22 protein-coding genes are annotated in these 21,471 nt (G+C 31.9%); 12 read left to right on the top strand and 10 right to left on the bottom strand.

Going from position 1 to position 21,471, the window contains the following annotated elements:
- Nucleotides 1-2: 2 nt before the first annotated feature.
- The 5 genes from MBM09_RS03575 (at nucleotide 3) to MBM09_RS03555 (ending at nucleotide 3,635) form a co-directional block, all read left to right on the top strand.
- The gene (locus MBM09_RS03575) at nucleotides 3-1,013 is read left to right on the top strand and encodes an RnfABCDGE type electron transport complex subunit D (RefSeq protein ID WP_238675485.1); all 1,011 of its coding nucleotides are present in this window, start codon (nucleotides 3-5) and stop codon (nucleotides 1,011-1,013) included.
- Nucleotides 1,014-1,015: 2 nt separating this feature from the next.
- The gene (locus MBM09_RS03570; RefSeq protein ID WP_238675484.1) at nucleotides 1,016-1,612 is read left to right on the top strand and encodes an RnfABCDGE type electron transport complex subunit G; all 597 of its coding nucleotides are present in this window, start codon (nucleotides 1,016-1,018) and stop codon (nucleotides 1,610-1,612) included.
- A gap of 5 nt (nucleotides 1,613-1,617) precedes the next feature.
- Nucleotides 1,618-2,217 carry an RnfABCDGE type electron transport complex subunit E gene (locus tag MBM09_RS03565; RefSeq protein ID WP_238675483.1) on the top strand — a complete coding sequence of 200 codons (600 nt, stop codon included), beginning with the start codon at nucleotides 1,618-1,620 and terminating at the stop codon, nucleotides 2,215-2,217.
- Between the two features lie 8 nt (nucleotides 2,218-2,225).
- Nucleotides 2,226-2,801, top strand: coding sequence for an electron transport complex protein RnfA (locus MBM09_RS03560; protein ID WP_238675482.1), 576 nt, complete (start codon nucleotides 2,226-2,228; stop codon nucleotides 2,799-2,801).
- Between the two features lie 78 nt (nucleotides 2,802-2,879).
- On the top strand, nucleotides 2,880-3,635 hold the full coding sequence (locus MBM09_RS03555) for a serine protease (RefSeq protein ID WP_238675481.1): 756 nt from the start codon (nucleotides 2,880-2,882) through the stop codon (nucleotides 3,633-3,635).
- Between the two features lie 73 nt (nucleotides 3,636-3,708).
- Here the strand turns inward: MBM09_RS03555 and MBM09_RS03550 are convergent, their stop codons facing one another.
- Entirely contained in the window at nucleotides 3,709-4,722 is a 1,014-nt protein-coding gene (locus tag MBM09_RS03550; RefSeq protein WP_238675480.1) for a 2-oxoacid:ferredoxin oxidoreductase subunit beta, read from the bottom strand.
- A gap of 2 nt (nucleotides 4,723-4,724) precedes the next feature.
- Complete coding sequence (locus MBM09_RS03545) at nucleotides 4,725-6,581, bottom strand: 2-oxoacid:acceptor oxidoreductase subunit alpha (protein ID WP_238675479.1); 1,857 nt, start codon at nucleotides 6,579-6,581, stop codon at nucleotides 4,725-4,727.
- A 152-nt stretch (nucleotides 6,582-6,733) separates the two neighbouring features.
- On the opposite strand from MBM09_RS03545, the gene MBM09_RS03540 reads away from it, so the two are divergent.
- The 3 genes from MBM09_RS03540 (at nucleotide 6,734) to MBM09_RS03530 (ending at nucleotide 11,177) form a co-directional block, all read left to right on the top strand.
- Nucleotides 6,734-7,084 (top strand): 4Fe-4S dicluster domain-containing protein, encoded by a 351-nt coding sequence (locus tag MBM09_RS03540; RefSeq protein ID WP_238675478.1) that lies wholly within the window; start codon nucleotides 6,734-6,736, stop codon nucleotides 7,082-7,084.
- 91 nt (nucleotides 7,085-7,175) lie between these two features.
- On the top strand, nucleotides 7,176-10,706 hold the full coding sequence (nifJ, locus tag MBM09_RS03535; RefSeq protein WP_370569718.1) for a pyruvate:ferredoxin (flavodoxin) oxidoreductase: 3,531 nt from the start codon (nucleotides 7,176-7,178) through the stop codon (nucleotides 10,704-10,706).
- 96 nt (nucleotides 10,707-10,802) lie between these two features.
- Nucleotides 10,803-11,177 carry a HEPN domain-containing protein gene (locus MBM09_RS03530; protein WP_238675476.1) on the top strand — a complete coding sequence of 125 codons (375 nt, stop codon included), beginning with the start codon at nucleotides 10,803-10,805 and terminating at the stop codon, nucleotides 11,175-11,177.
- 3 nt (nucleotides 11,178-11,180) lie between these two features.
- Here the strand turns inward: MBM09_RS03530 and MBM09_RS03525 are convergent, their stop codons facing one another.
- The 5 genes from MBM09_RS03525 to trmB all read right to left on the bottom strand — a co-directional run bounded on the left by MBM09_RS03525 (nucleotide 11,181) and on the right by trmB (nucleotide 14,307).
- Nucleotides 11,181-11,420 (bottom strand): NifU family protein, encoded by a 240-nt coding sequence (locus tag MBM09_RS03525; RefSeq protein ID WP_238675475.1) that lies wholly within the window; start codon nucleotides 11,418-11,420, stop codon nucleotides 11,181-11,183.
- A 3-nt stretch (nucleotides 11,421-11,423) separates the two neighbouring features.
- Entirely contained in the window at nucleotides 11,424-12,560 is a 1,137-nt protein-coding gene (locus MBM09_RS03520) for an Mrp/NBP35 family ATP-binding protein (protein WP_238675474.1), read from the bottom strand.
- A 108-nt stretch (nucleotides 12,561-12,668) separates the two neighbouring features.
- Nucleotides 12,669-12,998: an MGMT family protein gene (locus tag MBM09_RS03515; RefSeq protein ID WP_238675473.1), complete on the bottom strand. Its 330-nt coding sequence runs from the start codon at nucleotides 12,996-12,998 to the stop codon at nucleotides 12,669-12,671.
- Between the two features lies 1 nt (nucleotide 12,999).
- Nucleotides 13,000-13,629 (bottom strand): LysE family transporter, encoded by a 630-nt coding sequence (locus MBM09_RS03510; RefSeq protein ID WP_238675472.1) that lies wholly within the window; start codon nucleotides 13,627-13,629, stop codon nucleotides 13,000-13,002.
- 3 nt (nucleotides 13,630-13,632) lie between these two features.
- Nucleotides 13,633-14,307 (bottom strand): tRNA (guanosine(46)-N7)-methyltransferase TrmB, encoded by a 675-nt coding sequence (gene trmB, locus MBM09_RS03505; protein WP_238675471.1) that lies wholly within the window; start codon nucleotides 14,305-14,307, stop codon nucleotides 13,633-13,635.
- Between the two features lie 241 nt (nucleotides 14,308-14,548).
- Here trmB and MBM09_RS03500 point away from each other — a divergent pair, with 241 nt between their 5' ends.
- Nucleotides 14,549-15,595, top strand: a complete 1,047-nt coding sequence (locus tag MBM09_RS03500; RefSeq protein ID WP_238675470.1) for a glycosyltransferase — start codon at nucleotides 14,549-14,551, stop codon at nucleotides 15,593-15,595.
- On the opposite strand, the gene MBM09_RS03495 is transcribed toward MBM09_RS03500, so the two are convergent.
- Both MBM09_RS03495 and MBM09_RS03490 read right to left on the bottom strand, forming a co-directional pair.
- Entirely contained in the window at nucleotides 15,578-16,621 is a 1,044-nt protein-coding gene (locus MBM09_RS03495; RefSeq protein ID WP_238675469.1) for a cell wall metabolism sensor histidine kinase WalK, read from the bottom strand. The two genes, MBM09_RS03500 and MBM09_RS03495, sit on opposite strands and share 18 nt — an antisense overlap.
- Nucleotides 16,621-17,301, bottom strand: coding sequence for a response regulator transcription factor (locus MBM09_RS03490; protein ID WP_238675468.1), 681 nt, complete (start codon nucleotides 17,299-17,301; stop codon nucleotides 16,621-16,623). Before MBM09_RS03490 ends, MBM09_RS03495 begins: the two co-directional genes overlap by 1 nt.
- A 196-nt stretch (nucleotides 17,302-17,497) precedes the next feature.
- Between MBM09_RS03490 and MBM09_RS03485 the strand changes: the two genes are divergently transcribed.
- The 3 genes from MBM09_RS03485 to MBM09_RS03475 all read left to right on the top strand — a co-directional run bounded on the left by MBM09_RS03485 (nucleotide 17,498) and on the right by MBM09_RS03475 (nucleotide 19,966).
- A complete protein-coding gene (locus tag MBM09_RS03485) occupies nucleotides 17,498-17,839 on the top strand; it encodes a T9SS type A sorting domain-containing protein (protein ID WP_238675467.1) in 342 nt (113 codons plus the stop codon).
- A gap of 102 nt (nucleotides 17,840-17,941) precedes the next feature.
- Nucleotides 17,942-18,868 carry a T9SS type A sorting domain-containing protein gene (locus MBM09_RS03480; RefSeq protein ID WP_238675466.1) on the top strand — a complete coding sequence of 309 codons (927 nt, stop codon included), beginning with the start codon at nucleotides 17,942-17,944 and terminating at the stop codon, nucleotides 18,866-18,868.
- Nucleotides 18,869-18,985: 117 nt separating this feature from the next.
- Entirely contained in the window at nucleotides 18,986-19,966 is a 981-nt protein-coding gene (locus tag MBM09_RS03475) for an acyl transferase (RefSeq protein ID WP_238675465.1), read from the top strand.
- Nucleotides 19,967-20,108: 142 nt separating this feature from the next.
- Here the strand turns inward: MBM09_RS03475 and tyrS are convergent, their stop codons facing one another.
- Nucleotides 20,109-21,404 (bottom strand): tyrosine--tRNA ligase, encoded by a 1,296-nt coding sequence (gene tyrS, locus MBM09_RS03470; RefSeq protein WP_238675464.1) that lies wholly within the window; start codon nucleotides 21,402-21,404, stop codon nucleotides 20,109-20,111.
- Nucleotides 21,405-21,471 lie beyond the last annotated feature (67 nt).

The following is a 21,471-nucleotide window of genomic DNA, read 5'->3' as shown; positions in this document are numbered from 1 at the left end:
ATATGAGTAGTCAACCCATAATCGTATCGGCTTCACCACATGTTCACTCAGATAGGACTTCAAAAAAACTCATGTATGATGTTATAATTGCATTAATTCCGGCTTTTTTAGTTTCCATCTATGTTTTTGGAATAAGTGCTTTAATAGTAACTTCTGTTGCGGTAGTTTCTTGTATACTTTTTGAATATGCAATTCAGAAGTTCCTTTTAAAATCAGATGTAACAATAACCGATGGTTCTGCATTGATAACAGGGGTTTTACTAGCATTCAATTTACCTTCAAACTTACCAATATGGATGATTATTGCAGGAAGTTTAGTTGCTATTGGAGTTGCTAAATTATCATTTGGTGGTTTAGGTTTTAACATTTTTAATCCAGCTCTAGTGGGTCGTGTATTTTTACTCGTGTCATTTCCTGTGCAAATGACTATGTGGCCAACAGCCATTGAAAATAACACAACGGTTGTTGATGCCGTTACAGGAGCCACTTCTTTAGGTGTTATAAAAGAAGGGCTAATGTTTGGAGAAACCATGACAGAAATTAGCACAAAAATTCCATCTACAATGAATATGTTTCTAGGTTTTACAGGAGGCTCATTGGGTGAAATGTCTGCTGTTGCTTTACTAATTGGAGGGTTGTTCTTAATTATCAGGAAAGTTATCTCATGGCACATACCGGTTATTATGCTAGTCACTATGGCTATTATGACAGGGGTTTTCTGGTTTTTAAATCCAGAACAATATGCAAATCCAGTAATACATATTTTATCGGGTGGAGCAATTTTAGGAGCATTTTATATGGCCACCGATTTAGTAACAAGCCCAATGACTAAAAAAGGCATGGTGATTTTTGCAATTGGAATAGGTGTAATTACAGTTGTGATAAGGCTTTTTGGAGCTTATCCCGAAGGAGTTTCTTTTGCTATTTTAATAATGAACGCCTTCGTACCATTGATTAATAAATATTTTAAACCTCGAAGATTTGGAGCTAAGATAAAAGCTAAAATTGTGTAATTATGAGCAAGAAAGAATCAACATTCATAAATATGGTTGTCTCTCTTTTAGTGATAACACTTGTTTCTGGATTCGCTTTAGGATTTGTAAATGATCTTACTATTGAACCAAAGGCTAAAGCAAAATTAGACAGAAAAATAAATGCCATAAAATTAGTATTACCAGAGTTTGATAACAACCCTGTAGAAGATTTCAAAATGGTTAAGTCTGAGTTCGCTAAAGACAGCATTGAAATTTATCCTGCTTTTAAAAACGGGGAGTTTGTTGGAGCAGCAGTCATTGGTTCTTCTGAAAAAGGCTTTAGTGGTTTAATTAAAATTATGGTAGGTTTTAAGCCAGATGCGACTATTCAAAACATTGCAGTTTTAGAGCAGAAAGAAACACCTGGTCTTGGAACAAAAATGAAAGATGAGAAGTTTTTAAAACAATTTAGAGATAAAAACCCTTCTAAGTTCAATTTAAAAGTAACAAAAGATGGTGGTGATGTTGATGCCTTAACTGGGGCAACCATTACTACACGAGCATTTAGTGAATCTACTAAAATGGCCTATGATGAATTTTTAAAAAACTTGGATTCTATTACTAAATCTAAACCATAAGGAAGATGGCCGAAACAATAAATCAAAAGCAAAATTTCTTAAAAGGAATTATTAAAGAAAATCCCATTTTTGTGATGCTTTTAGGCATGTGTCCTACATTAGGTGTTACCTCATCTGCATTTAATGGTTTGGGCATGGGTGTTGCAACCTTATTTGTTTTATTAATGTCTAACATTGTGGTATCGTTGGTTAAATCTCAAATACCCAGCAAAGTTCGTATACCAGCTTTCATTATAATTATAGCATCTTTTGTTACCATTGTTGAAATGGTTTTGGAAGCATTCATCCCATTTTTATATGAGCAATTAGGGATTTTTATTCCGCTTATAGTAGTTAACTGTTTAATATTAGGAAGAGCTGAAGCATTTGCTTCAAAAAACAACTTGCTATCTTCAATTCTTGATGCTTTAGGAATGGGATTAGGATTTATCTTGGCTTTAACTGTTTTAGGTGGTGTACGAGAGATACTCGGAAACGGGAGTTTGTTTGAATTAAAATTTGTTTCTGAAAACGCTAATACTTTTATACTATTTATATTACCACCTGGAGCATTTATAGCTCTTGCGTATTTAGCAGTAATATTTAATAGGTTAACCATTAAATAAATGTAGATATGGATTATGTAATTATACTTATAGCTGCTGTATTTGTTAACAACATTGTATTATCTCAATTTTTAGGAATTTGTCCTTTTTTAGGAGTTTCAAATAAAGTTTCTACATCTATAGGAATGTCTGGAGCAGTATTATTTGTAATGACTATTGCAACCACAGTTACCTATTTATTACATGAATATGTATTAATCCCAGCTGGATTAAATTACTTAAGAACCATCACTTTTATTTTGGTAATTGCAGCTTTAGTGCAAATGGTTGAAATTATTCTAAAAAAAGTGAGTCCACCACTATATCAAGCTTTGGGTGTGTTCCTTCCTTTAATCACAACCAATTGTGCTGTTTTAGGCGTAGCTATTTTAGCTTTAGGTTTAGAAAACAGCAGCTTAATTAAAGCTGTATTCTTTGCTATATCAAATTCAATTGGATTTGCTTTAGCATTAATTGTTTTTGCAAGTATAAGAGAACAGTTAGAACTTGCAAATATACCCGAAGGCATGAAAGGCGTTCCTATTAATTTATTGGTAGCAGGCTTATTATCCTTAGCTTTTTTAGGTTTTACTGCTTTAGTTTAAAATTACAAGTGATTTTACATTCTGCATTATCGGTGATTATCTAGTGGGTAAGTAGAAGAATATTAAATAATTAAATCAATGAAAAAATACGGATTAATAATATTCATTCTTTTATTATTGGTCTTTGGTTGTAATAATGAACCTAAAATAACCAAAGAACCGTGGATTGAAAAACCTGTCTCTGAATGGCCCGATTTTGCTTTAACAAATAAAATTAGTTTTGCAGATACGACCTATACAGATATTGCAAACTCATTTTTAGTAAATACAGGATTTGATACAATTGGAGCATCATGTAAGCATTTATTTATGGTTTTTGGAAATCAACTTGGATTAAAAAATATTGATTTAAGTGACAAGTTTAAATATTGGAACTTATATCCAAAGAATAATAAGGAAAAGTCAGTTTCAATAAAGAGATTAATAAATAGAAATCCAAACGAAAACATTGGTCAATTTAACACGCTCAAAGTACGAGATTGGATTATTTTTGAGATTGAGAACATAAACACTGAGCTATACCCTCTAAAGATTAGATTTACACCTGTAAAAAAGAATGAAGTAGTTTATGCAGTTGGCTGGGGAATTAAACAGAAAGATAATAGTGAACCTGCATTAATTAAACTTCAATGCATTGATAACCTTGGGGATTATTTTTATATTAAAGCTTTAAAAAATGAAACTCAACCTCAAGGGAGAAGCGGCTCACCTGTAATTGACAAAAATGGTTATTTGGTTGGAATTGTTTCTGGACAAGAAGGGAACTTAGGAGTTATTGGTAGTGTTAACTATTTAAAGAAAATACTTGATAAATATAATCTTGAATATGAATAATGCAGCTGCTAATACTTTGTGTAATTAACAACAGCAAGCTTATTAGCCTTAGATTTTACTGCTTTAGCTTAAATTAAATAACCTGATAAATTTCTCCTGAAAAGAATAGATCATCTGTTTTTTTGAATTTTGACTTAGCTTTTACTTCTTTTGTTAAAGCGTCTTCTCTTTCTTCTAAAGTAACATCATCAAAACTTCTTATAATACCGGTAACAAGTGGATATTCTAATCTAACTAACATTTGATGTAATGTAGGGTCTTCTGCTTTAGCATTATGAACCAATAAATCTTCTTGCTCAATTCCGTTTTCACCAATGGTTACCACTTCTAATTTTAAGCTATTCAACACTAAACCTTTATCTCTATTTTTACCAAAAATCATAGGTTTTCCGTGCTCCACATATAACTGCTTATCTTCTCTAACATCTTTATCTGTATATTTTGTATAGCAACCATCATTAAAAATTACACAATTCTGTAATATTTCAATTAAAGAAGTGCCATTAAATTTTTCAGCATCAATAAAAATCTGCGTCATTTCTTTTGGGGTGTTACCTCCAATTCTAGCAAAGAAACGCGCTTGTGCTCCTATTGCTAATTCACCTGGTGAAAATGGGGGTTGTGTATTACCATATGGAGAGGATTTTGTTTTTTGCCCAACAAGAGATGTTGGCGAAAACTGACCTTTCGTTAAACCATAAATTTCATTGTTGAAAAGAATGACATTCAAATCGATATTTCTTCGTAACACATGAATAAAATGATTACCTCCAATAGCCATAGAGTCACCATCACCAGTAATAACCCAAACACTTAAATCTGGATTTGCCAATTTTACTCCAGAAGCTATTGCAGGAGCTCTACCATGAATACCATGCATACCATAAGTATCCATATAATAAGGAAAACGAGAAGAACAACCAATACCCGAAATAAAGACCACATCTTCTTTTTTAACACCCATTTCTGGTAAAGCTTTTTGCATAGATCTTAAAATAACATAATCGTCACAACCTGGACACCATCTCACTTCCTGATTACTTGCAAAATCCTTGAACGTATATTTTTTTACAGCAGTTGTTTCCATAGTTATTTTAATAATTGTTTAAACTTCTCTACAAGCTCTGAATTCCCAAAAGGTAATCCTTGAATTTTGTTGAATTGTAACATACCACATCGGTTAAAGTTCATTTTTAAAATGTGAACAAATTGCCCGTTGTTTAATTCACAAACTACAATCTTTTTAAACTTATTCAAGACCTCTTCTGTGTTTTTTGGAAGTGGGTTTATATAATTAAAATGTGTAAACCCTATATTTTTAAAGCCTTCTTCATTTAGTTGTTTTACTGCAGAATGTAAACTACCATATGTTCCGCCCCAACCAATTACTAATAAATCACCTTCATCAGCAAATTCAGTAGTTAAATCGGGTATATAATTTTCAACACGCTTTATTTTCTCTGCTCTAATTTTGGTCATGTACTCATGGTTTTCTGGAACATAAGACACATTACCTGTTATTTTATCTTTCTCTAAACCACCTATTCTATGCTCTAAACCAAATGTTCCTGGTACTGCCCAATCACGAGCTAATGTTTTTTCATCTCTATCATAAGGATGCCAATTATCTTTAGCTTCAACAATTCTATTGTTTTTAATTTCAGGCATTTCAGCAACCGACTTGATTTTCCATGGCTCAGATCCATTAGCGATATAACCATCTGTTAACAATATTACAGGAGTCATATGCTCTAAAGCCAATTTAGCAGCTTGATAAGCATAATTAAAACAATTTGAAGGTGTACTAGCAGCAATAACTATTACTGGGCTTTCACCATTTCTTCCATACATAGCCTGCAACAAATCTGATTGTTCTGTTTTAGTTGGTAATCCTGTTGAAGGACCTCCGCGTTGAACGTTTACAACAACCAAAGGCAACTCTACCATCATAGCTAATCCTAAAGCTTCTCCTTTTAAAGCTAAACCAGGGCCAGAAGTAGTTGTAATTGCTAAATCTCCAGCAAAAGATGCTCCTATTGCCGAGGTAATACCAGCAATCTCATCTTCAGCCTGAAAAGCTTTTACACCAAAATGTTTATGTTTAACCAGTTCATGTAATATATCTGTTGCTGGTGTTATTGGATATGAACCTAAAAATAATTCTATACCAGATTTTTCTGCTGCTGCCAAAAAACCCCAAGCTGTAGCTGTATTACCACCAATAATTCTGTAGGTACCAGACTCCATTTTAGCAGGTGAAATTGTATATGAATTTGGAATTAACTCTAAGGTTTCTGCAAAATAAAAACCTGCATTTAAAACTTTTGTATTCGATTCTATTAAATGAGGTTGAGCAGCAAATTTCTTATTAAAAAAATCAATTGTATGTTCTGTAGAACGATGATACATCCAATAAACCATCCCTAAAGCAAACATGTTTTTGCTTCGTGTTATACTTTTATTATCTAAACCTTCTACATCTTTTAATGCCTCTTTTGTAAGTGAGGTAATGGATACTTCAATAACTCTATAATTATCAAGACTTCCATCTTCAAGAGGGTTTATATCATATTGAGCTTTATCCAAATTCTTTTTGGTAAATGAATCTGTATCAACAATAATAGTATGCCCCGGTTTTACCGCATAAAGATTAGTTTTTAAGCCAGCAGGATTCATGGCTACCAATAAATCAACTTCATCTCCAGGTGTACTAATCTCTACACTACCTATATGAACTTGAAAACCAGAAACCCCATATAAACTTCCCTGTGGCGCTCTAATTTCTGAAGGATAATTTGGAAACGTTGCAACATCATTTCCAAACATTGCAGAAGTATCAGAAAACTGAGTTCCTGTTAACTGCATTCCATCTCCAGAGTCCCCTACAAATCTTATAACAACTGCTTCTAAAACTTCTGGCTGTACTTTCTTTTTTTCAGCAATCATAACTATTTAGAAATAAATTATTAGTGTCACCAGTTGACACTATCATTTCCAAATATAATTTCTGTTTTTGAAATGTAATATGATTTTTATCATATTAAAAACACATAAGAAGCTTTAATTTTAATCATTATTATCTTAAAAATAAAGAAATTATGGCTATCATAATAACAGACGAATGCATCAATTGTGATGCTTGTATTGTTGAATGCCCAAACAATGCAATTTATGAACCAGACCAAGAATGGTCTTATTCTGATGAAACCGCTTTAAGCGGAATGGTAACATCTCCTAGTGGTGAAGAAGTTGATGCAGATGCACAAAATGATCCTATCTCAGATGAATTCTATTACATAGTTCCAGACAAATGTACAGAGTGTAAAGGTTTTCATGACGAACCTCAATGTGCATCGGTATGTCCAGTAGATTGTTGCATTACTGACGAAAATCATGTAGAAACAGAAGAAGAATTATTAGAGAAAAAAGCTTGGTTACATGCTGAATAAACCCCATGTTAAACCAAGTTATTTTATAAAAGTATACTAAAAACTTACTGCCTTCATTAATTTTTAGATTAGGTAGTTTTAATATAAAATGATGATGAAAAAATTTCCAAAACTAATTAGTGATGCCAATGAAGCAGTAGCCAGAGTTGCACATAAAACTAACGAGGTATGTGCCATATACCCCATTACACCTGCATCGCCCATGGGCGAACATGTAGATGTGTACAGCTCAAAAGGGCAAAAAAATATTTGGAATAATATTCCTAGAATTGTAGAAATGCAAAGTGAAGGTGGTGCTGCTGGTGCAGTTCATGGATCTTTACAAGCTGGTGCCCTAACTACAACTTTTACAGCGTCTCAAGGGTTACTATTAATGATTCCAAACATGTATAAAATGGCTGGTGAATTATTACCATCTGTAATACATGTTGCAGCTAGAACAGTTGCTACACATGCACTATCTATTTTTGGCGACCATTCCGACGTTATGGCTGCAAGACAAACAGGATTTTCTATGCTATTTGGGGGATCTGTTCAAGAAGCTCATGATTTAGCATTAATTGCCCAAGTGGCAACATTAAAATCTAGAGTACCTTTCTTAAATATTTTTGACGGATTTAGAACCTCTCACGAGATTTCTAAAATTGATTCAATTCCTGATGAAGTCATTAAAGCAATGATGCCAGAAGACAAGGTTTTAGAACATAAAAAACGTTCGCTTGACCCAGATCACCCTGTAATAAGAGGTACTTCGCAAAATCCAGATGTATTCTTCCAAGCTAGAGAAGCAGCGAATAAATTTTATGAAAAAGTACCAGGCATTGTTGAAACAACAATGAATGAATTCTACGAACATACTGGCCGCAGATACAGTTTATTCTATTATGAAGGTCATCCTGAAGCAGAACGTGTTATTATTTTAATGGGTTCTGGCGAGGGCGCAGCTAGAGAAACTGTTGAGGCTATGGTAAATAATGGCGAAAAAGTAGGTGTATTATTTGTTCGCTTGTTTAGACCATTCTCAATTAAACACTTTGTTAATGAGTTACCTAAAACCGTTAAGAAAATTGCAGTTCTTGATAGAACAAAAGAACCTGGAAGTGTTGGCGAACCTTTATACATTGATGTAGTTACCGCACTAAATGAAAGTGATAGAGAAATGCCTATTGTTGTTGGCGGACGTTATGGATTATCTTCAAAAGAATTTACGCCTCAAATGGTTAAAGGTGTTTATGACGAATTATTAGACGATAAACCTAAAAATCATTTCACAGTTGGTATTAATGATGATGTTACATTCACAAGCTTACCAATTGATGAAACTTTTACAATAGAAAGCAATACTATTAACTGTATGTTTTATGGTTTAGGGTCTGATGGTACTGTTGGAGCCAATAAAAACTCCATTAAAATTATTGGAGACACAACAGATAACTTTGTACAAGGATACTTTGTATACGATTCTAAAAAAGCCGGAGCCCAAACCATTTCTCACTTGCGTTTTGGCCCAAAACCAATCTATTCTACATATTTAATTGATAAAGCCGATTTTATAGCAAGCCATCAATTCAATTTTATTGAAAAATACAACATGGTTTCAGACTTAAAACACGGTGGAACATTCTTATTAAATTCACCATATTCTAAAGATGAAATTTGGAATCATTTACCAAAAAAATTACAACAAGACATTATTGAGAAAGAAGCTAATTTCTACATTGTTGATGCTAGTAAAGTAGCCGAAGAATCTAATCTTGGTAAACGAACAAACACTGTATTACAAACCTGTTTCTTTGCAATTTCAGGTGTTTTACCAAAAGAAGAAGCTATTCAAAGAATTAAGGATGCTATTGTGAAGTCTTACTCTCATAAAGGAGAAAAAATAGTAAAAATGAATTTTACTGCTGTTGATAATGCATTGGCAAATCTTGAAAAAGTAGATTATCCAAAAGAAATTACTAGCGAAAAATCTTTACAAACCGCAATGCATAATGCTCCAAACGGATTTGTTACCGAGGTATTAGAAAAAATCCTTGGCGGATTTGGAGACGAACTTCCAGTAAGTGCATTCCCTGTTGATGGTACATTCCCAACAGGAACCAGCAAATACGAAAAAAGTGGTATAGCAGATTCAGTTCCAGTTTGGGATGATATAGATTTATGTACGCAATGTAATAAATGTGTTGCTATTTGCCCACATGCTGCCATTCGAGCAAAAGTTGTAAATAACAGCGAATTAGCTAATGCACCCGCTTCATTAAAGTCGGTTCCAGCTAAAGGCAGACCTTTTAATAAAGATGAAGAATCTTATGTATTACAAGTATCTCCACAAGACTGTACAGGCTGTGATCTTTGTGTTGCTGTTTGTCCGGCAGTAAGTAAGGAGGTTGAAAACTTTAAAGCTATAAACATGCACAAAAAGCTTAAAGTTGAAGCTGTAGAAGATGTAAACTGGGATTACTTTATTGATTTACCTGATTACAATAGAACAGAATTACAAATCACAAATGTAAAAGGCTCACAATTTCTAGAACCTTTATTTGAATTCTCTGGAGCATGTTCTGGTTGTGGAGAAACACCATACATTAAGTTACTAACTCAATTATATGGAGATAGTATTTTAATAGCAAATGCAACAGGTTGTTCATCTATTTACGGAGGTAATTTACCAACTACACCATATACAACCAATGAGTTTGGTAGAGGTCCTGCTTGGGCAAACTCTTTATTTGAAGACAATGCTGAATTTGGTTTAGGTATGAAATTAGCTTTAAGTAAGAAACAGGAAATTGCTGTAGACTTACTTAAATCAATTGAAAATGAAGTTGGAACAGAATTAGTGGATGCCATTCTTAATAATCCTGAAAAAACTGAAGCAGAAAAGGCTGAAAATTTCAAAAATCTTGACAAATTAAAAGTTAAACTAGCAAGTATTAATAATGAAAATGCTAAAAAGCTTTCTCAACTTACCGAATATTTACGTAAAAAATCTGTATGGATTTTAGGTGGAGATGGTTGGGCTTATGATATTGGCTATGGTGGTGTAGATCACATTATGGCCTCTGGAGAAAACATAAATATTATGGTACTAGACACCGAGGTTTATTCTAATACTGGCGGACAAACCTCTAAAGCAACGCCTTTAGGTGCAAGTGCTAAATTCTCGGTATCTGGTAAACGTACCAGCAAGAAAAGTTTAGCATTACAAGCTGTTTCTTATGAAAATGTATATGTAGCTCAAGTAGCTATTGGGGCAAAAGATCTCCAAACATTAAAAGCTATTGAAGAGGCCGAGGCTTATGATGGTCCATCATTAATTATTGCTTATTCGCATTGTGGCGAACATGGTTATGATCTTAAAGATGGTGCTATTCATCAAGAAAAAGCTGTAGAAACAGGGTATTGGCCATTATTTAGATTTGATCCTTCTAAACCAAAAGGCAAAAAATTTAGATTAGACTCTAAAGCTCCATCTGCGCCACTTGAAGATTTCATGTATATGGAAACTCGTTTCTCAAGAGTTGTTAAAGATGATGCCGAATTAGGCTCTAGACTTCTTAAACAAGCTCAGGAAGAAGTAGATTCTAAATGGGAACGATTAGAACTCTACAGAGATATGTAAACATATCTTTGATAATTTATAAAATTCTCCATGCTATATTTAATAGCATGGAGAATATATAATACTTAGAATTATTAACAAATAAATGTATTTATTATGGAAAATGAAGCTAGTAAGTATTTTTTAAATGCTGCACAAAAGTTGAATCAGGCTAACAAAGAGCTATTCAAACCCGAAGAAGATGTTGTAACATATTTAGTTTGCAAAAACTCGCAATATGCTATTGAAAATTTTTTAAAAGGTTATCTTTTAAAAAACGGTGTTAATCCCACTGAATATGAAACTATAGACAGCCTTTACGATCAATGTAAAACTATTAATAAAAATTTCAAAAAAGTAAACTTATCAGGTTTTGATTGTAAAGCTCACAATTTAGATAGTAGATTTTGTAATGAGATTTCTAAAGTTAACAATTGCTTTGATATAGCTGATAGTTTAGACACCTTTTTAAGAAGAGAAAAAATTATTTAAAAGTTAGTCAATATTTATAACTTGCTCTATTTGAGGCGCATATTTTTTTATAGTCATTTCTACACCAGATTTTAGTGTCATTTGATTGACGCTACAGCCTACGCATGCTCCTTTTAATTGCACTTTTACCAATTTATCATCTTCAATAGATAATAATGAAATATCGCCACCATCACTTTGTAAAAACGGGCGAATTTCTTCTAAAGCTTTTTCTACTTCAATTTTTAATTCTTCTGATGTCATATATTACTTTTTAACTGCTGAACAGCCTGCCATTGTTGTTATTTTAATTGCTTCAGTTGGTGGTAAATCATCGTTACGTCTTACTACCTCCTGCACTACATTTTTTGTTAATTCATCAAATGCTTTCTCTAATGGTGTAGCTGTTTGTAATGCCGCAGGTCTACCAACATCTCCAGCTTCTCTAATACTTTGTACTAAGGGTAATTCGCCTAAAAATGGTACTTGTAAATCTTTAGCTAGATGTTTTGCGCCTTCTTGTCCAAATATATAGTATTTATTATCTGGTAATTCGGCAGGAGTAAAGTACGCCATATTTTCAATAATTCCTAGAACAGGTACATTTATGCTTTCTTGTTGAAACATAGCTACCCCTTTTTTAGCATCAGCCAATGCTATATTTTGAGGTGTACTAACTACAACAGCACCTGTTATTGGTAAGGATTGCATGATACTTAAATGAATATCTCCGGTTCCTGGTGGTAAATCTATTAACAGAAAATCAATCTCTCCCCAATGTGCATCAAAAATCATTTGATTTAAAGCTTTTGCAGCCATTGGTCCTCGCCAAACCACCGCTTGATTGGGTTGCGTAAAAAACCCAATAGATAATATTTTTACTCCGTAATTCTCAACAGGCTTCATTTTAGATTTTCCACCAACATTAACAGCTAATGGTTTTTCGGCTTCTACATCAAACATTATAGGAATAGATGGTCCATAAATATCGGCATCTAAAACCCCAACTTTAAAACCCATTTTAGATAAAGTAACTGCTAAATTTGCTGTAACTGTAGATTTACCAACGCCACCTTTACCAGACGCAACAGCAACTATATTTTGAATACCCGGAATTGGATTTCCTTTTATAACATTAGCTTTTGGTTTTGCAGGAGCATCAACTTTTACATTTACAGTTATTTTTGCTTTTTCGTAAACTTGCTCATGTATAGTTTTAAGGATATCTACTTCAGTACGTTTTTTAGCCTGTAAACTAGGGTTGTTTATCGTGATATCTACAATAACCTCATCACCAAAAGTTATAACGTTTTTAACCGCTCCACTTTCTACCATGTTTTGTCCTTCACCTGGAACTGTAATAGACTCTAATGCCTTTAATATATCTTGTTTATTAAGCTTCATTTATTCAGATTAATTCTAAACTACAAAGATAACTAATTATGCTTGAAGAAGGAAAACTGGAGTTAGAAGTTTTATTTATTTTTTGATGTGTTTTGTTTATAATAATAACTACAATTCCTTTGAAGGGTCCCAGAACACACTTTCTAAGTTTTGAACCTGATTATCAACAACTTTTACTCCTTCACTTTCTAATAATTGCTGCATTAAATTTGTACCATCAAAATGATGTTTACCCGTTAATAACCCTTTTCTATTTACAACACGATGTGCTGGTACATCTTTAGCAACCGAACCATTCATAGCATACCCAACCATACGTGCACTTCTAGCAGCTCCTAGATAGTTTGCAATAGCACCATAACTTGTCACTTTTCCATAAGGTATACGTTTTGCCACCTCGTAAACTTTATCAAAAAAATTAAGTGTTTCTGGTTTCATTCTAAAGCTCTTTAATAATATTAATTAAAGTTACGATAGCTATAATTCCAGTAATAGCGCCAATAATATAGTTCATGCTTTTTTGAGAAGTGAATGATTTCCCCTTAATTTTATCAAAAAAGAAAATATATACATACAACATTACAAAAGTCCCCATGGCAGCACCAGAAACGTATGAAATGATACTTATTTGACTAAAATCTAACCATCCAAACGATGCTAAAGTAATTGTCATGTATGCTTGATAAGGTATAGGAAACACATTAATTGAAGACAATAGCATTCCTTGAAAAAACCGACTATGTTTACTCTTTGTTTTTGGTGTAACTTGTTGTTTTTGTTTAGATTTTGCTATAAACAAAAAGTATATTGTAATTAAAATAAAAATAACAAAAGCCATACGCTGAAGTATATCTATAACCTCTGGATGCATACTTAAATAGCGTGCAAAAACTGACGCGACATAGGTTTGAATTAGTACAACCACACAAACACCCACAGAAAACATTATACCTCTTACATGCCCTTCTTTTAAGCTAATTTTAGCGGCTGTCATATTTAACAACCCAGGAGGAATAACCCCAATTAATGCTACAACTAAGCCTATAAAAAAGATAAAAGTTATATTCACTTATTAGTTTATTTTAAACCTAATATACGTAATTGGTTTGTTTTGTTCTAAATACTGAGATTCATAAAAGGTTTGAATGCTTGTTACATCTTCTGGACTACCTTCTTGCTTGTAAACGTTATGGTTTGCGTAAAGTACTTCGTGTCCTGCGCCATGCAATAAACCAAGGGTATAACCATGCATAAATTCGCTATCGGTTTTTAGGTTTACAACACCTTCTGGCTTTAAAATTTGCTTGTAACGTTTTAAAAACTCTGCATTCGTCATTCGGTGTTTAGTACGCTTATATTTTATTTGCGGGTCTGGAAAAGTAATCCAGATTTCATCTACTTCGTTTTCAGCAAAGGCATAATCTATCAATTCTATTTGTGTGCGTAAAAAGGCTACATTAGAAATATGTTCTTCAATAGCTGTTTTTGCTCCTCGCCAAAAACGCGCACCTTTTATATCTATACCTATAAAATTTTTGTTTGGGTATTTTTTTGCTAATGCTACTGAGTATTCTCCCTTACCACAACCCAACTCTAATACTAACGGATTTTCATTTTTAAAAACTTGTGTTCTCCAATGTCCTTTTAAACTAAAATTTAAGTTAACTAACTCATCTCTTGATGGTTGGAATACATTTATAAAAGTTTCATTCTCTTTAAACCTTCTTAGTTTATTTTTACTACCCACAGATTATTGCTTATTTTTAATTATTTGGTAAAATTAAGGAAATATACGAGAGCATAGATATGCTTACCTTTGAATTTACATGAAATTGTGTGAGGGATAGAGTAATTGTTGGAGTTCTCCCGATTTTTTAATCGGGAAGCGACTTGCGAAATGTTCACATTCATGAATACATTTATTTAAAAATAGAATTAATGAATAAAGCCCGACTTGAGGTAACGAAAGACACGCCATAACTATTATAATGAAAAAACGAATTTTAGTTGCTCCTTTAAATTGGGGCTTGGGTCATGCTACTAGGTGTATTCCTATAATTAATGCTTTAATCGCTAATAATTTTGAGCCTGTTATTGCGAGTGACGGAGTTGCTTTAAAGTTACTTAGAAAAGAATTTCCGAGTCTTTCATCAATTGAATTACCATCCTACAATGTAACATATGCTAAAAAGGGAAAACACTTTAAATTAAAATTACTAAAAGATTCACCAAAGCTTTTAAAAGCTATTAAAGCCGAAAAAAAAGCAATTGATTATATTTTAGACAATAATAATATTGCAGGTATTATATCTGATAACAGATTGGGTGTTAGAAGTAAAAAAGTAGTATCGGTTTTTATAACACATCAATTAAATGTTCTAAGCGGTAATACCACTTGGTTGAGCACAAAAGTGCATCAAAAAATCATTAAAAAATTTAATGAATGTTGGGTTCCTGATACTGAAGGGGATATTAATTTAAGTGGAAAATTAGGGCATTCTACACATTTTGAAATATCTACAAAATACATTGGACCCTTAAGTAGATTTACTAAGACTAATACTGTTATTAAAAACGATTTAATGGTTTTATTATCTGGACCAGAACCTCAACGTACTTTACTTGAAAAAAAGCTTTTTTTGGAATTGAAAAACTTCTCTGGCAAGGTGCTATTTGTTAAAGGATTGATGGAAAATGAACAAACCATTCAGGTTATTGGAAACATAACCATTTATAATTATATGACATCTACTTTGTTAGAAAAGTCGTTAAATGAAAGTGCTGTTGTAATTTCAAGATCTGGATACACCACGGTAATGGATTTAGCTAAACTTAATAAAAAGGCGTTTTTTATACCAACTCCCGGACAATTTGAACAAGAATATTTGGCTAAACGACTTACTGAGTTGCTTTTGGTACCTAGCTGTAATCAAGATGCGTTTACTCTAGCAAAACTTGATAAAGTTAATACTTATAAAGGTTTAAAAGCATTTGATTTTGAGGTAGACTTTAAAGAATTATTTAGCCTTTTCTAATGTGAATGAAAACTCACTACCAACACCATATTCGCTTTCTACATATATTTTTTCGTTGTGAGCTTCAATAATATGTTTTACGATAGACAAACCTAAACCTGAGCCTCCTTCTTTTCTGGAACCGCTTTTATCTACACGATAAAAACGTTCAAACAACCTAGGTAAGTGTTGTTTTTCAATACCTTCTCCATTATCAGTTACTCGAATAATAACTTTATTTTTTATAAGGTTTTCTATACTAATCTCGGTAGTTCCTTTTTCTCTTCCGTATTTAATAGAGTTTACTATTAAGTTAGCTAAAACTTGTTGTATGCGCTCCTTATCTGCCCTAACCATAATAGGAACTCTATAATCTGTATCAAAAGTTAGTGTGATGTTTTTTTTGGAAGCTTTCATTTCCAACATATCAAAAACATTTTCAATTAATTCAACAATATTGAATTCTTCCATTTTAAGACTTAAATCACCTACTTCTAGTTTGGTTATCATGTCTAAGTCTTTAACAATATAGCCCAAACGCTCAATACCCTTACTAGCGCGCTCTAAGTATTTCTTGCGTAAGCTTTTATCGTTCATAGCACCATCCAGCAGTGTTAAAATATAACCCTGAACGGTAAATAATGGTGTTTTTAATTCGTGTGAAACGTTGCCTAAAAACTCTTTCCGGTACTCTTCTCTAACTTTAAGCGTTTCTATTTCTATTTTCTTATCTCTTGCGAATTTATCTATCTCTTGAGTAAGAGTTCGCATGTCTGTAGTAATTGGCCCTTTTGTTAAGTTTGCAGATTCTAAAAGTGTTAAATCGTCGTAAATCTTTTTAACACGTTTGTAAATAAATTTCTCAACGCTAAATTGAATTATAAGAAAAGAAAAAACATAAACACAAGCTGCTAAAACAATAATATAGTACCAATTAAATTCGTATAAATAGTATAAAAAAACACTCATTAAGAGCGTTGTATATAGCGTTATATATAGCGATGTTTTTATCGCAAATCGATATGATTTCTTAAATTTTGCTTGCATTAATCTACAAACTTGTAGCCTACTCCTTTTACAGTTTTAAAGCTTTTATCACCTAATTTTTCTCGTAGTTTACGAATATGAACATCAATAGTTCTACCTCCAACAACTACTTCATTTCCCCAAACCGTATCAAGAATTTCGTCTCTTTTAAAAACTTTTCCAGGTTTAGATGCTAGTAAAGATAATAATTCAAATTCTTTTCTGGGTAAAATTATTTCTTTTCCTTTAGATATAATCTTGTACTCATCTCGGTTAATAACTAGACTTCCTACTTTTACCGTATCTGCAACATCCTCTTCCTTAAAACGTCTTAAAAGTGCTTTTACTTTACTCACTAAAACCTTTGGTTTTATAGGTTTTGTAATGTAATCGTCTGCTCCTGCATCAAAACCTGCTACTTGAGAGTAATCTTCTCCTCTGGCAGTTAAGAAAGTAACTATAGTATTTTTTAAATCTGGGTTTTTTCTAATTATTTCACAAGCTTCGATACCATCCATTTCTGGCATCATTACATCTAAAATAATTAAATGAGGTATTTCTTTTTTCGCCTTCTTAACACCTTCTTGACCATTTTCTGCAGTAATTACCTGATAACCCTCATTAGATAGATTATATCCAACTATTTCCAGAATATCTGGCTCATCATCAACTAATAAAATCTTAATATCTTTTTTTTTCATTGTTTTGATTAGCTATTTACTTGAGGTTAAAGATAAAACTAATAACATAATTTTATTAAAAATATAAAATTAATAACATTAACGTAACAAACAACTTACAAGAATTTAAACTTTCGACCAATAACCGATTTTTTTAACAGTTTTTTGGCACCACTTTTGTTGTAATTTATTACTTTTACTAAACTGAATAGAACGTATGAAAAAAAATTACTTTTTCATTTTATTATTACTCCTAGCATTTTTCTCAACACAAATTGGTGTTGCTCAAAATAATGCTATTAATACTCCTATTCAGCAAAACATAGAAGGCTTATCTATATATCCTAACCCTGTTAGTAGTGGTAGAACTTATATTTACATCACTTCAAAATATAATTTGAATAAAAGGATTGAGTTCTATAATGTTTTGGGAAAACAAATTTTTGCTACCAATTTAACTGGAAAAGAATTAAACATCTCAAACTTAAGTAAAGGTGTTTATATTTTAAAAATTACAGAAGGGGGCACTAGTGAAACTAGAAAGTTAGTAATAAAGTAAAGTTAATATTATCATATATTTAAAAAACAGCTAATTAGCTGTTTTTTTTAGTTTTAATTTCTAATTATTATTAAATTTAAGGGTTAATTAATCTCTTTTATTATGAAAAACTTTACACTTTATTTTTTTATTACTTTAATATCTGCTTATTCTTTTGGGCAAACAATTTTGTATCAAGAAAACTTCGAATCTAACACAAATGGAAGTAACTATAACACTTCTGTTGCAGAATTTACTGATTTTGTTCCTCCTTCTACAGCTGGGGGTGATTTTTTTATAAGAACAGATGAAACAAATATTGCTTCTTACTATAATATTACTGGTCAAGAAGGCTCTTATTATTTTGGGGCTATGGATCTTGATGGTGAAGGGGCAACTTTACCATTAACTCTATCAACAATAGTAATTGATGTTACAGGCCTTACTAATATTGATTTTAGTATTTTATTAGCAGAAGATGATGATGTAACTAATCAAGATTGGGATAATGCTGATTACGTTCATATAACATATTCAATTGATGGTGGTGCTTCACAAAATTTAATTTGGGTTGAAGGAGATGAAACTTCTGGAACAGCTTCAAACAGTACCCCAAGAATAGATACAAATTTTAATGGGACGGGTGATGGTGATGAAATAACTTCAGTTTTTACTGAATATACTAGAAATATTTCGCTTTCTGGTAATAATAATATTCAATTTTTTATAGAATATAATTTAAACTCTGGTGATGAAGATTTATCTATAGACAACATAAGAGTTACCGATCCTACTGTTTTATCAACCAAAGGCAAGCAAATCGAAGATTTCAACATGAATCCTAACCCAACATCACTAGGTTACATAAACATATCTAGTAAAAGTAATGCTAAAATGAATGTATTTGTTTTTGATGTTTTAGGAAAACAAGTGCTAAACAAAACAGTAATTGATAAAAGAGTAGATCTTTCAAATTTAAAAACAGGCATTTACATCATGAAAGTAATTCAAGATGAAGCTGTAGAAACAAAAAAATTAGTGATTAAATAATTTAATCTTATATATAAATTTTAAAGCGTTACTATTTAGTAACGCTTTTTATTTTATCTACTTTTGTTCTTGATACATCCCAATGTAAAATCGAGACAATCGAACTCACATTACAATATGATTAATTACAATACAATTTTTAACATCAAAACTGAAGCAGAATTTGAGAACTTAGCGTTACAAGTTTTTAAATTTCAGTTTGAAAATAATAATGTATATCGATCTTTTTGTGATTTATTATATAAACATCCAAGTGATGTTAAAACAATAAAGGAAATTCCTTTTTTACCCATTCAATTTTTCAAATCGCACGAAATTCTAAGCTCAAAAGAATCTATAAAAACTACATTTACAAGTTCAGGTACTACAGGAAGCTTAACAAGTAAACATTTTGTAACTGATTTAAATATCTATAATAAAAGTTTTACCAAAGGTTTTGAACAGTTTTATGGAAAGATTGAAGATTATGTAATTTTAGGTTTATTACCATCATATCTAGAGCGTGAAGGATCTTCGCTAATTTACATGGTAGATTCCATGATTAAAACATCTAAACATATAGAAAGTGGGTTTTATTTGAATAACATTTCAGAATTAAGTGAGACTTTAATTAAGTTAGATTCTGAAGGAAAAAAAATACTCTTAATTGGTGTTTCTTTTGCTTTATTAGATTTGGTTGAAACATACAAATTCAATTTAAAAAACACTATCGTTATGGAAACTGGCGGTATGAAAGGTAGAAGAAAAGAATTGATTAGAGCAGAACTTCATCAAAAATTAAAAGCAGGTTTTGGAGTTGACAAAATACACAGTGAATATGGTATGACAGAGCTTTTAAGTCAAGCTTATTCTAAAGGAAATGGAGCTTTTAATTGTCCGCCTTGGATGAAAATCTTAACTCGTGATACTGAAGATGCACTTACTATTCAAAAACATGGAAAGGCTGGAGGAATAAACATTATTGATCTAGCAAATATAAATTCATGTGCTTTTATAGCAACACAAGATTTAGGTAGAGTTTACAACGATAATTCCTTTGAAATTATTGGGCGTTTTGATAATTCTGATATTCGCGGGTGCAACCTTATGGTGCTTTAATTCATTTCAATAAAAAAATATTTTTTTGTAAGGTTGTTGAAATACTTACGACTAAAGTAACAGCTAAGAAAAAGAAAAATTAATTTTTAGTTGGTTAGTTAGTTATTTATAAAGCCTGATTTTAAAATCAGGCTTTATTATTTTATACAATTTGTAGAACAAAGTAGTTCTTCTTACCGCGTTGTAACAATACAAACTTATTGTTAATCAAGTCATTTGAGGTTATATTATAACCTTCTTTAACTTTTTCTTTATTTACAGAAATAGAATTCTCTTTTAATGCACGTCTAGCTTCTCCATTAGATTTTAAAAACCCTCCTTTTTCGGCCAAAGCTGCAATAATATCTAATCCATTTTCAATATCAGACTGCTCTATTTGAGTTTGCGGCACACCATCAAACACATCTAAAAACGTTTGTTCATTTAATTGCTTTAAATCATCACTGGTAGATTTACCAAATAATATATTACTTGCCTTAATAGCATTATTTACATCTTCATAAGAATGTACTAAAACCGTAATCTCTTCAGCTAAACGCTTTTGTAAAATACGTAAATGCGGAGCTTCATTATGCTCTTTAATTAGAGTATTAATATCATCTTCATTTAAAAAAGTGAAAATTTTAATATACTTTTCAGCATCTTCGTCACTACTATTTAACCAGTATTGATAGAATTTATATGGTGATGTTCTATTGGCATCTAACCAGATATTTCCTCCTTCAGATTTTCCAAACTTAGAGCCATCAGATTTTGTAATTAACGGACAAGTTATCGCATATCCTTTTCCGCTATCAATACGTCTTATTAGTTCGGTTCCTGTTGTAATATTTCCCCATTGGTCGCTTCCACCCATTTGAATGGTGCAATCTTTTTCTTTATATAAATGAAGAAAATCGTAACCCTGTACTAATTGATAGGTAAATTCTGTGAAGCTCATACCTTCTGTAGAATCAGATGAAATTCTATTCTTAACAGAGTCTTTAGCCATCATATAATTTACGGTAATATGCTTACCAACATCACGAATAAATTCTAAAAATGAAATGTCTTTCATCCAATCATAATTATTCACTAAAATTGCAGAATTTTGAGCATCACCTTCAAAATCTAAAAAGTGAGCTAACTGATTTTTTATCGCCTCTTGGTTATGACGTAATGTGTTTTCGTCTAGCAAATTACGCTCATTCGATTTCCCCGAAGGATCACCAATCATACCAGTGGCACCTCCTACTAAAGCTACAGGTCTATGTCCACAGCGTTGGTAATGTGCCAACAACATAATAGGCACCAAATTTCCAATGTGTAAAGAATCTGCTGTAGGATCAAAACCCACATAAGCACTTCGCATGCTTTCCATTAAATGTTCTTCAGCCCCAGGCATTACGGTATGTATCATGCCTCTCCAAGTTAATTCTTCAACAAAATTCTTTATCATTATTTATCTATTTTACAAAACTATGCAAATATAAAAATACGAGTATAATTACTTATGTATTATGAAT

The sequence above is a fragment of the Flaviramulus sp. BrNp1-15 genome (genome assembly GCF_022259695.1).
Classification (GTDB): Bacteria; Bacteroidota; Bacteroidia; order Flavobacteriales; family Flavobacteriaceae; genus BrNp1-15.
The sequence above is the reverse complement of the archived record's forward strand: the minus strand, read 5'-3'. Positions and strand labels throughout refer to the sequence as shown.

Bases quoted from the DNA above. Each gene is read 5' to 3' on its own strand.
- MBM09_RS03575 (WP_238675485.1), top strand. From the start codon at position 3: ATGAGTAGTCAACCCATAATCGTATCGGCTTCACCACATGTTCACTCA.
- MBM09_RS03570 (WP_238675484.1), top strand. From the start codon at position 1,016: ATGAGCAAGAAAGAATCAACATTCATAAATATGGTTGTCTCTCTTTTA.
- MBM09_RS03565 (WP_238675483.1), top strand. From the start codon at position 1,618: ATGGCCGAAACAATAAATCAAAAGCAAAATTTCTTAAAAGGAATTATT.
- MBM09_RS03560 (WP_238675482.1), top strand. From the start codon at position 2,226: ATGGATTATGTAATTATACTTATAGCTGCTGTATTTGTTAACAACATT.
- MBM09_RS03555 (WP_238675481.1), top strand. From the start codon at position 2,880: ATGAAAAAATACGGATTAATAATATTCATTCTTTTATTATTGGTCTTT.
- MBM09_RS03550 (WP_238675480.1), bottom strand. From the start codon at position 4,722: ATGGAAACAACTGCTGTAAAAAAATATACGTTCAAGGATTTTGCAAGT.
- MBM09_RS03545 (WP_238675479.1), bottom strand. From the start codon at position 6,581: ATGATTGCTGAAAAAAAGAAAGTACAGCCAGAAGTTTTAGAAGCAGTT.
- MBM09_RS03540 (WP_238675478.1), top strand. From the start codon at position 6,734: ATGGCTATCATAATAACAGACGAATGCATCAATTGTGATGCTTGTATT.
- nifJ (WP_370569718.1), top strand. From the start codon at position 7,176: ATGATGAAAAAATTTCCAAAACTAATTAGTGATGCCAATGAAGCAGTA.
- MBM09_RS03530 (WP_238675476.1), top strand. From the start codon at position 10,803: ATGGAAAATGAAGCTAGTAAGTATTTTTTAAATGCTGCACAAAAGTTG.
- MBM09_RS03525 (WP_238675475.1), bottom strand. From the start codon at position 11,420: ATGACATCAGAAGAATTAAAAATTGAAGTAGAAAAAGCTTTAGAAGAA.
- MBM09_RS03520 (WP_238675474.1), bottom strand. From the start codon at position 12,560: ATGAAGCTTAATAAACAAGATATATTAAAGGCATTAGAGTCTATTACA.
- MBM09_RS03515 (WP_238675473.1), bottom strand. From the start codon at position 12,998: ATGAAACCAGAAACACTTAATTTTTTTGATAAAGTTTACGAGGTGGCA.
- MBM09_RS03500 (WP_238675470.1), top strand. From the start codon at position 14,549: ATGAAAAAACGAATTTTAGTTGCTCCTTTAAATTGGGGCTTGGGTCAT.
- MBM09_RS03495 (WP_238675469.1), bottom strand. From the start codon at position 16,621: ATGCAAGCAAAATTTAAGAAATCATATCGATTTGCGATAAAAACATCG.
- MBM09_RS03490 (WP_238675468.1), bottom strand. From the start codon at position 17,301: ATGAAAAAAAAAGATATTAAGATTTTATTAGTTGATGATGAGCCAGAT.
- MBM09_RS03485 (WP_238675467.1), top strand. From the start codon at position 17,498: ATGAAAAAAAATTACTTTTTCATTTTATTATTACTCCTAGCATTTTTC.
- MBM09_RS03480 (WP_238675466.1), top strand. From the start codon at position 17,942: ATGAAAAACTTTACACTTTATTTTTTTATTACTTTAATATCTGCTTAT.
- MBM09_RS03475 (WP_238675465.1), top strand. From the start codon at position 18,986: ATGATTAATTACAATACAATTTTTAACATCAAAACTGAAGCAGAATTT.
- tyrS (WP_238675464.1), bottom strand. From the start codon at position 21,404: ATGATAAAGAATTTTGTTGAAGAATTAACTTGGAGAGGCATGATACAT.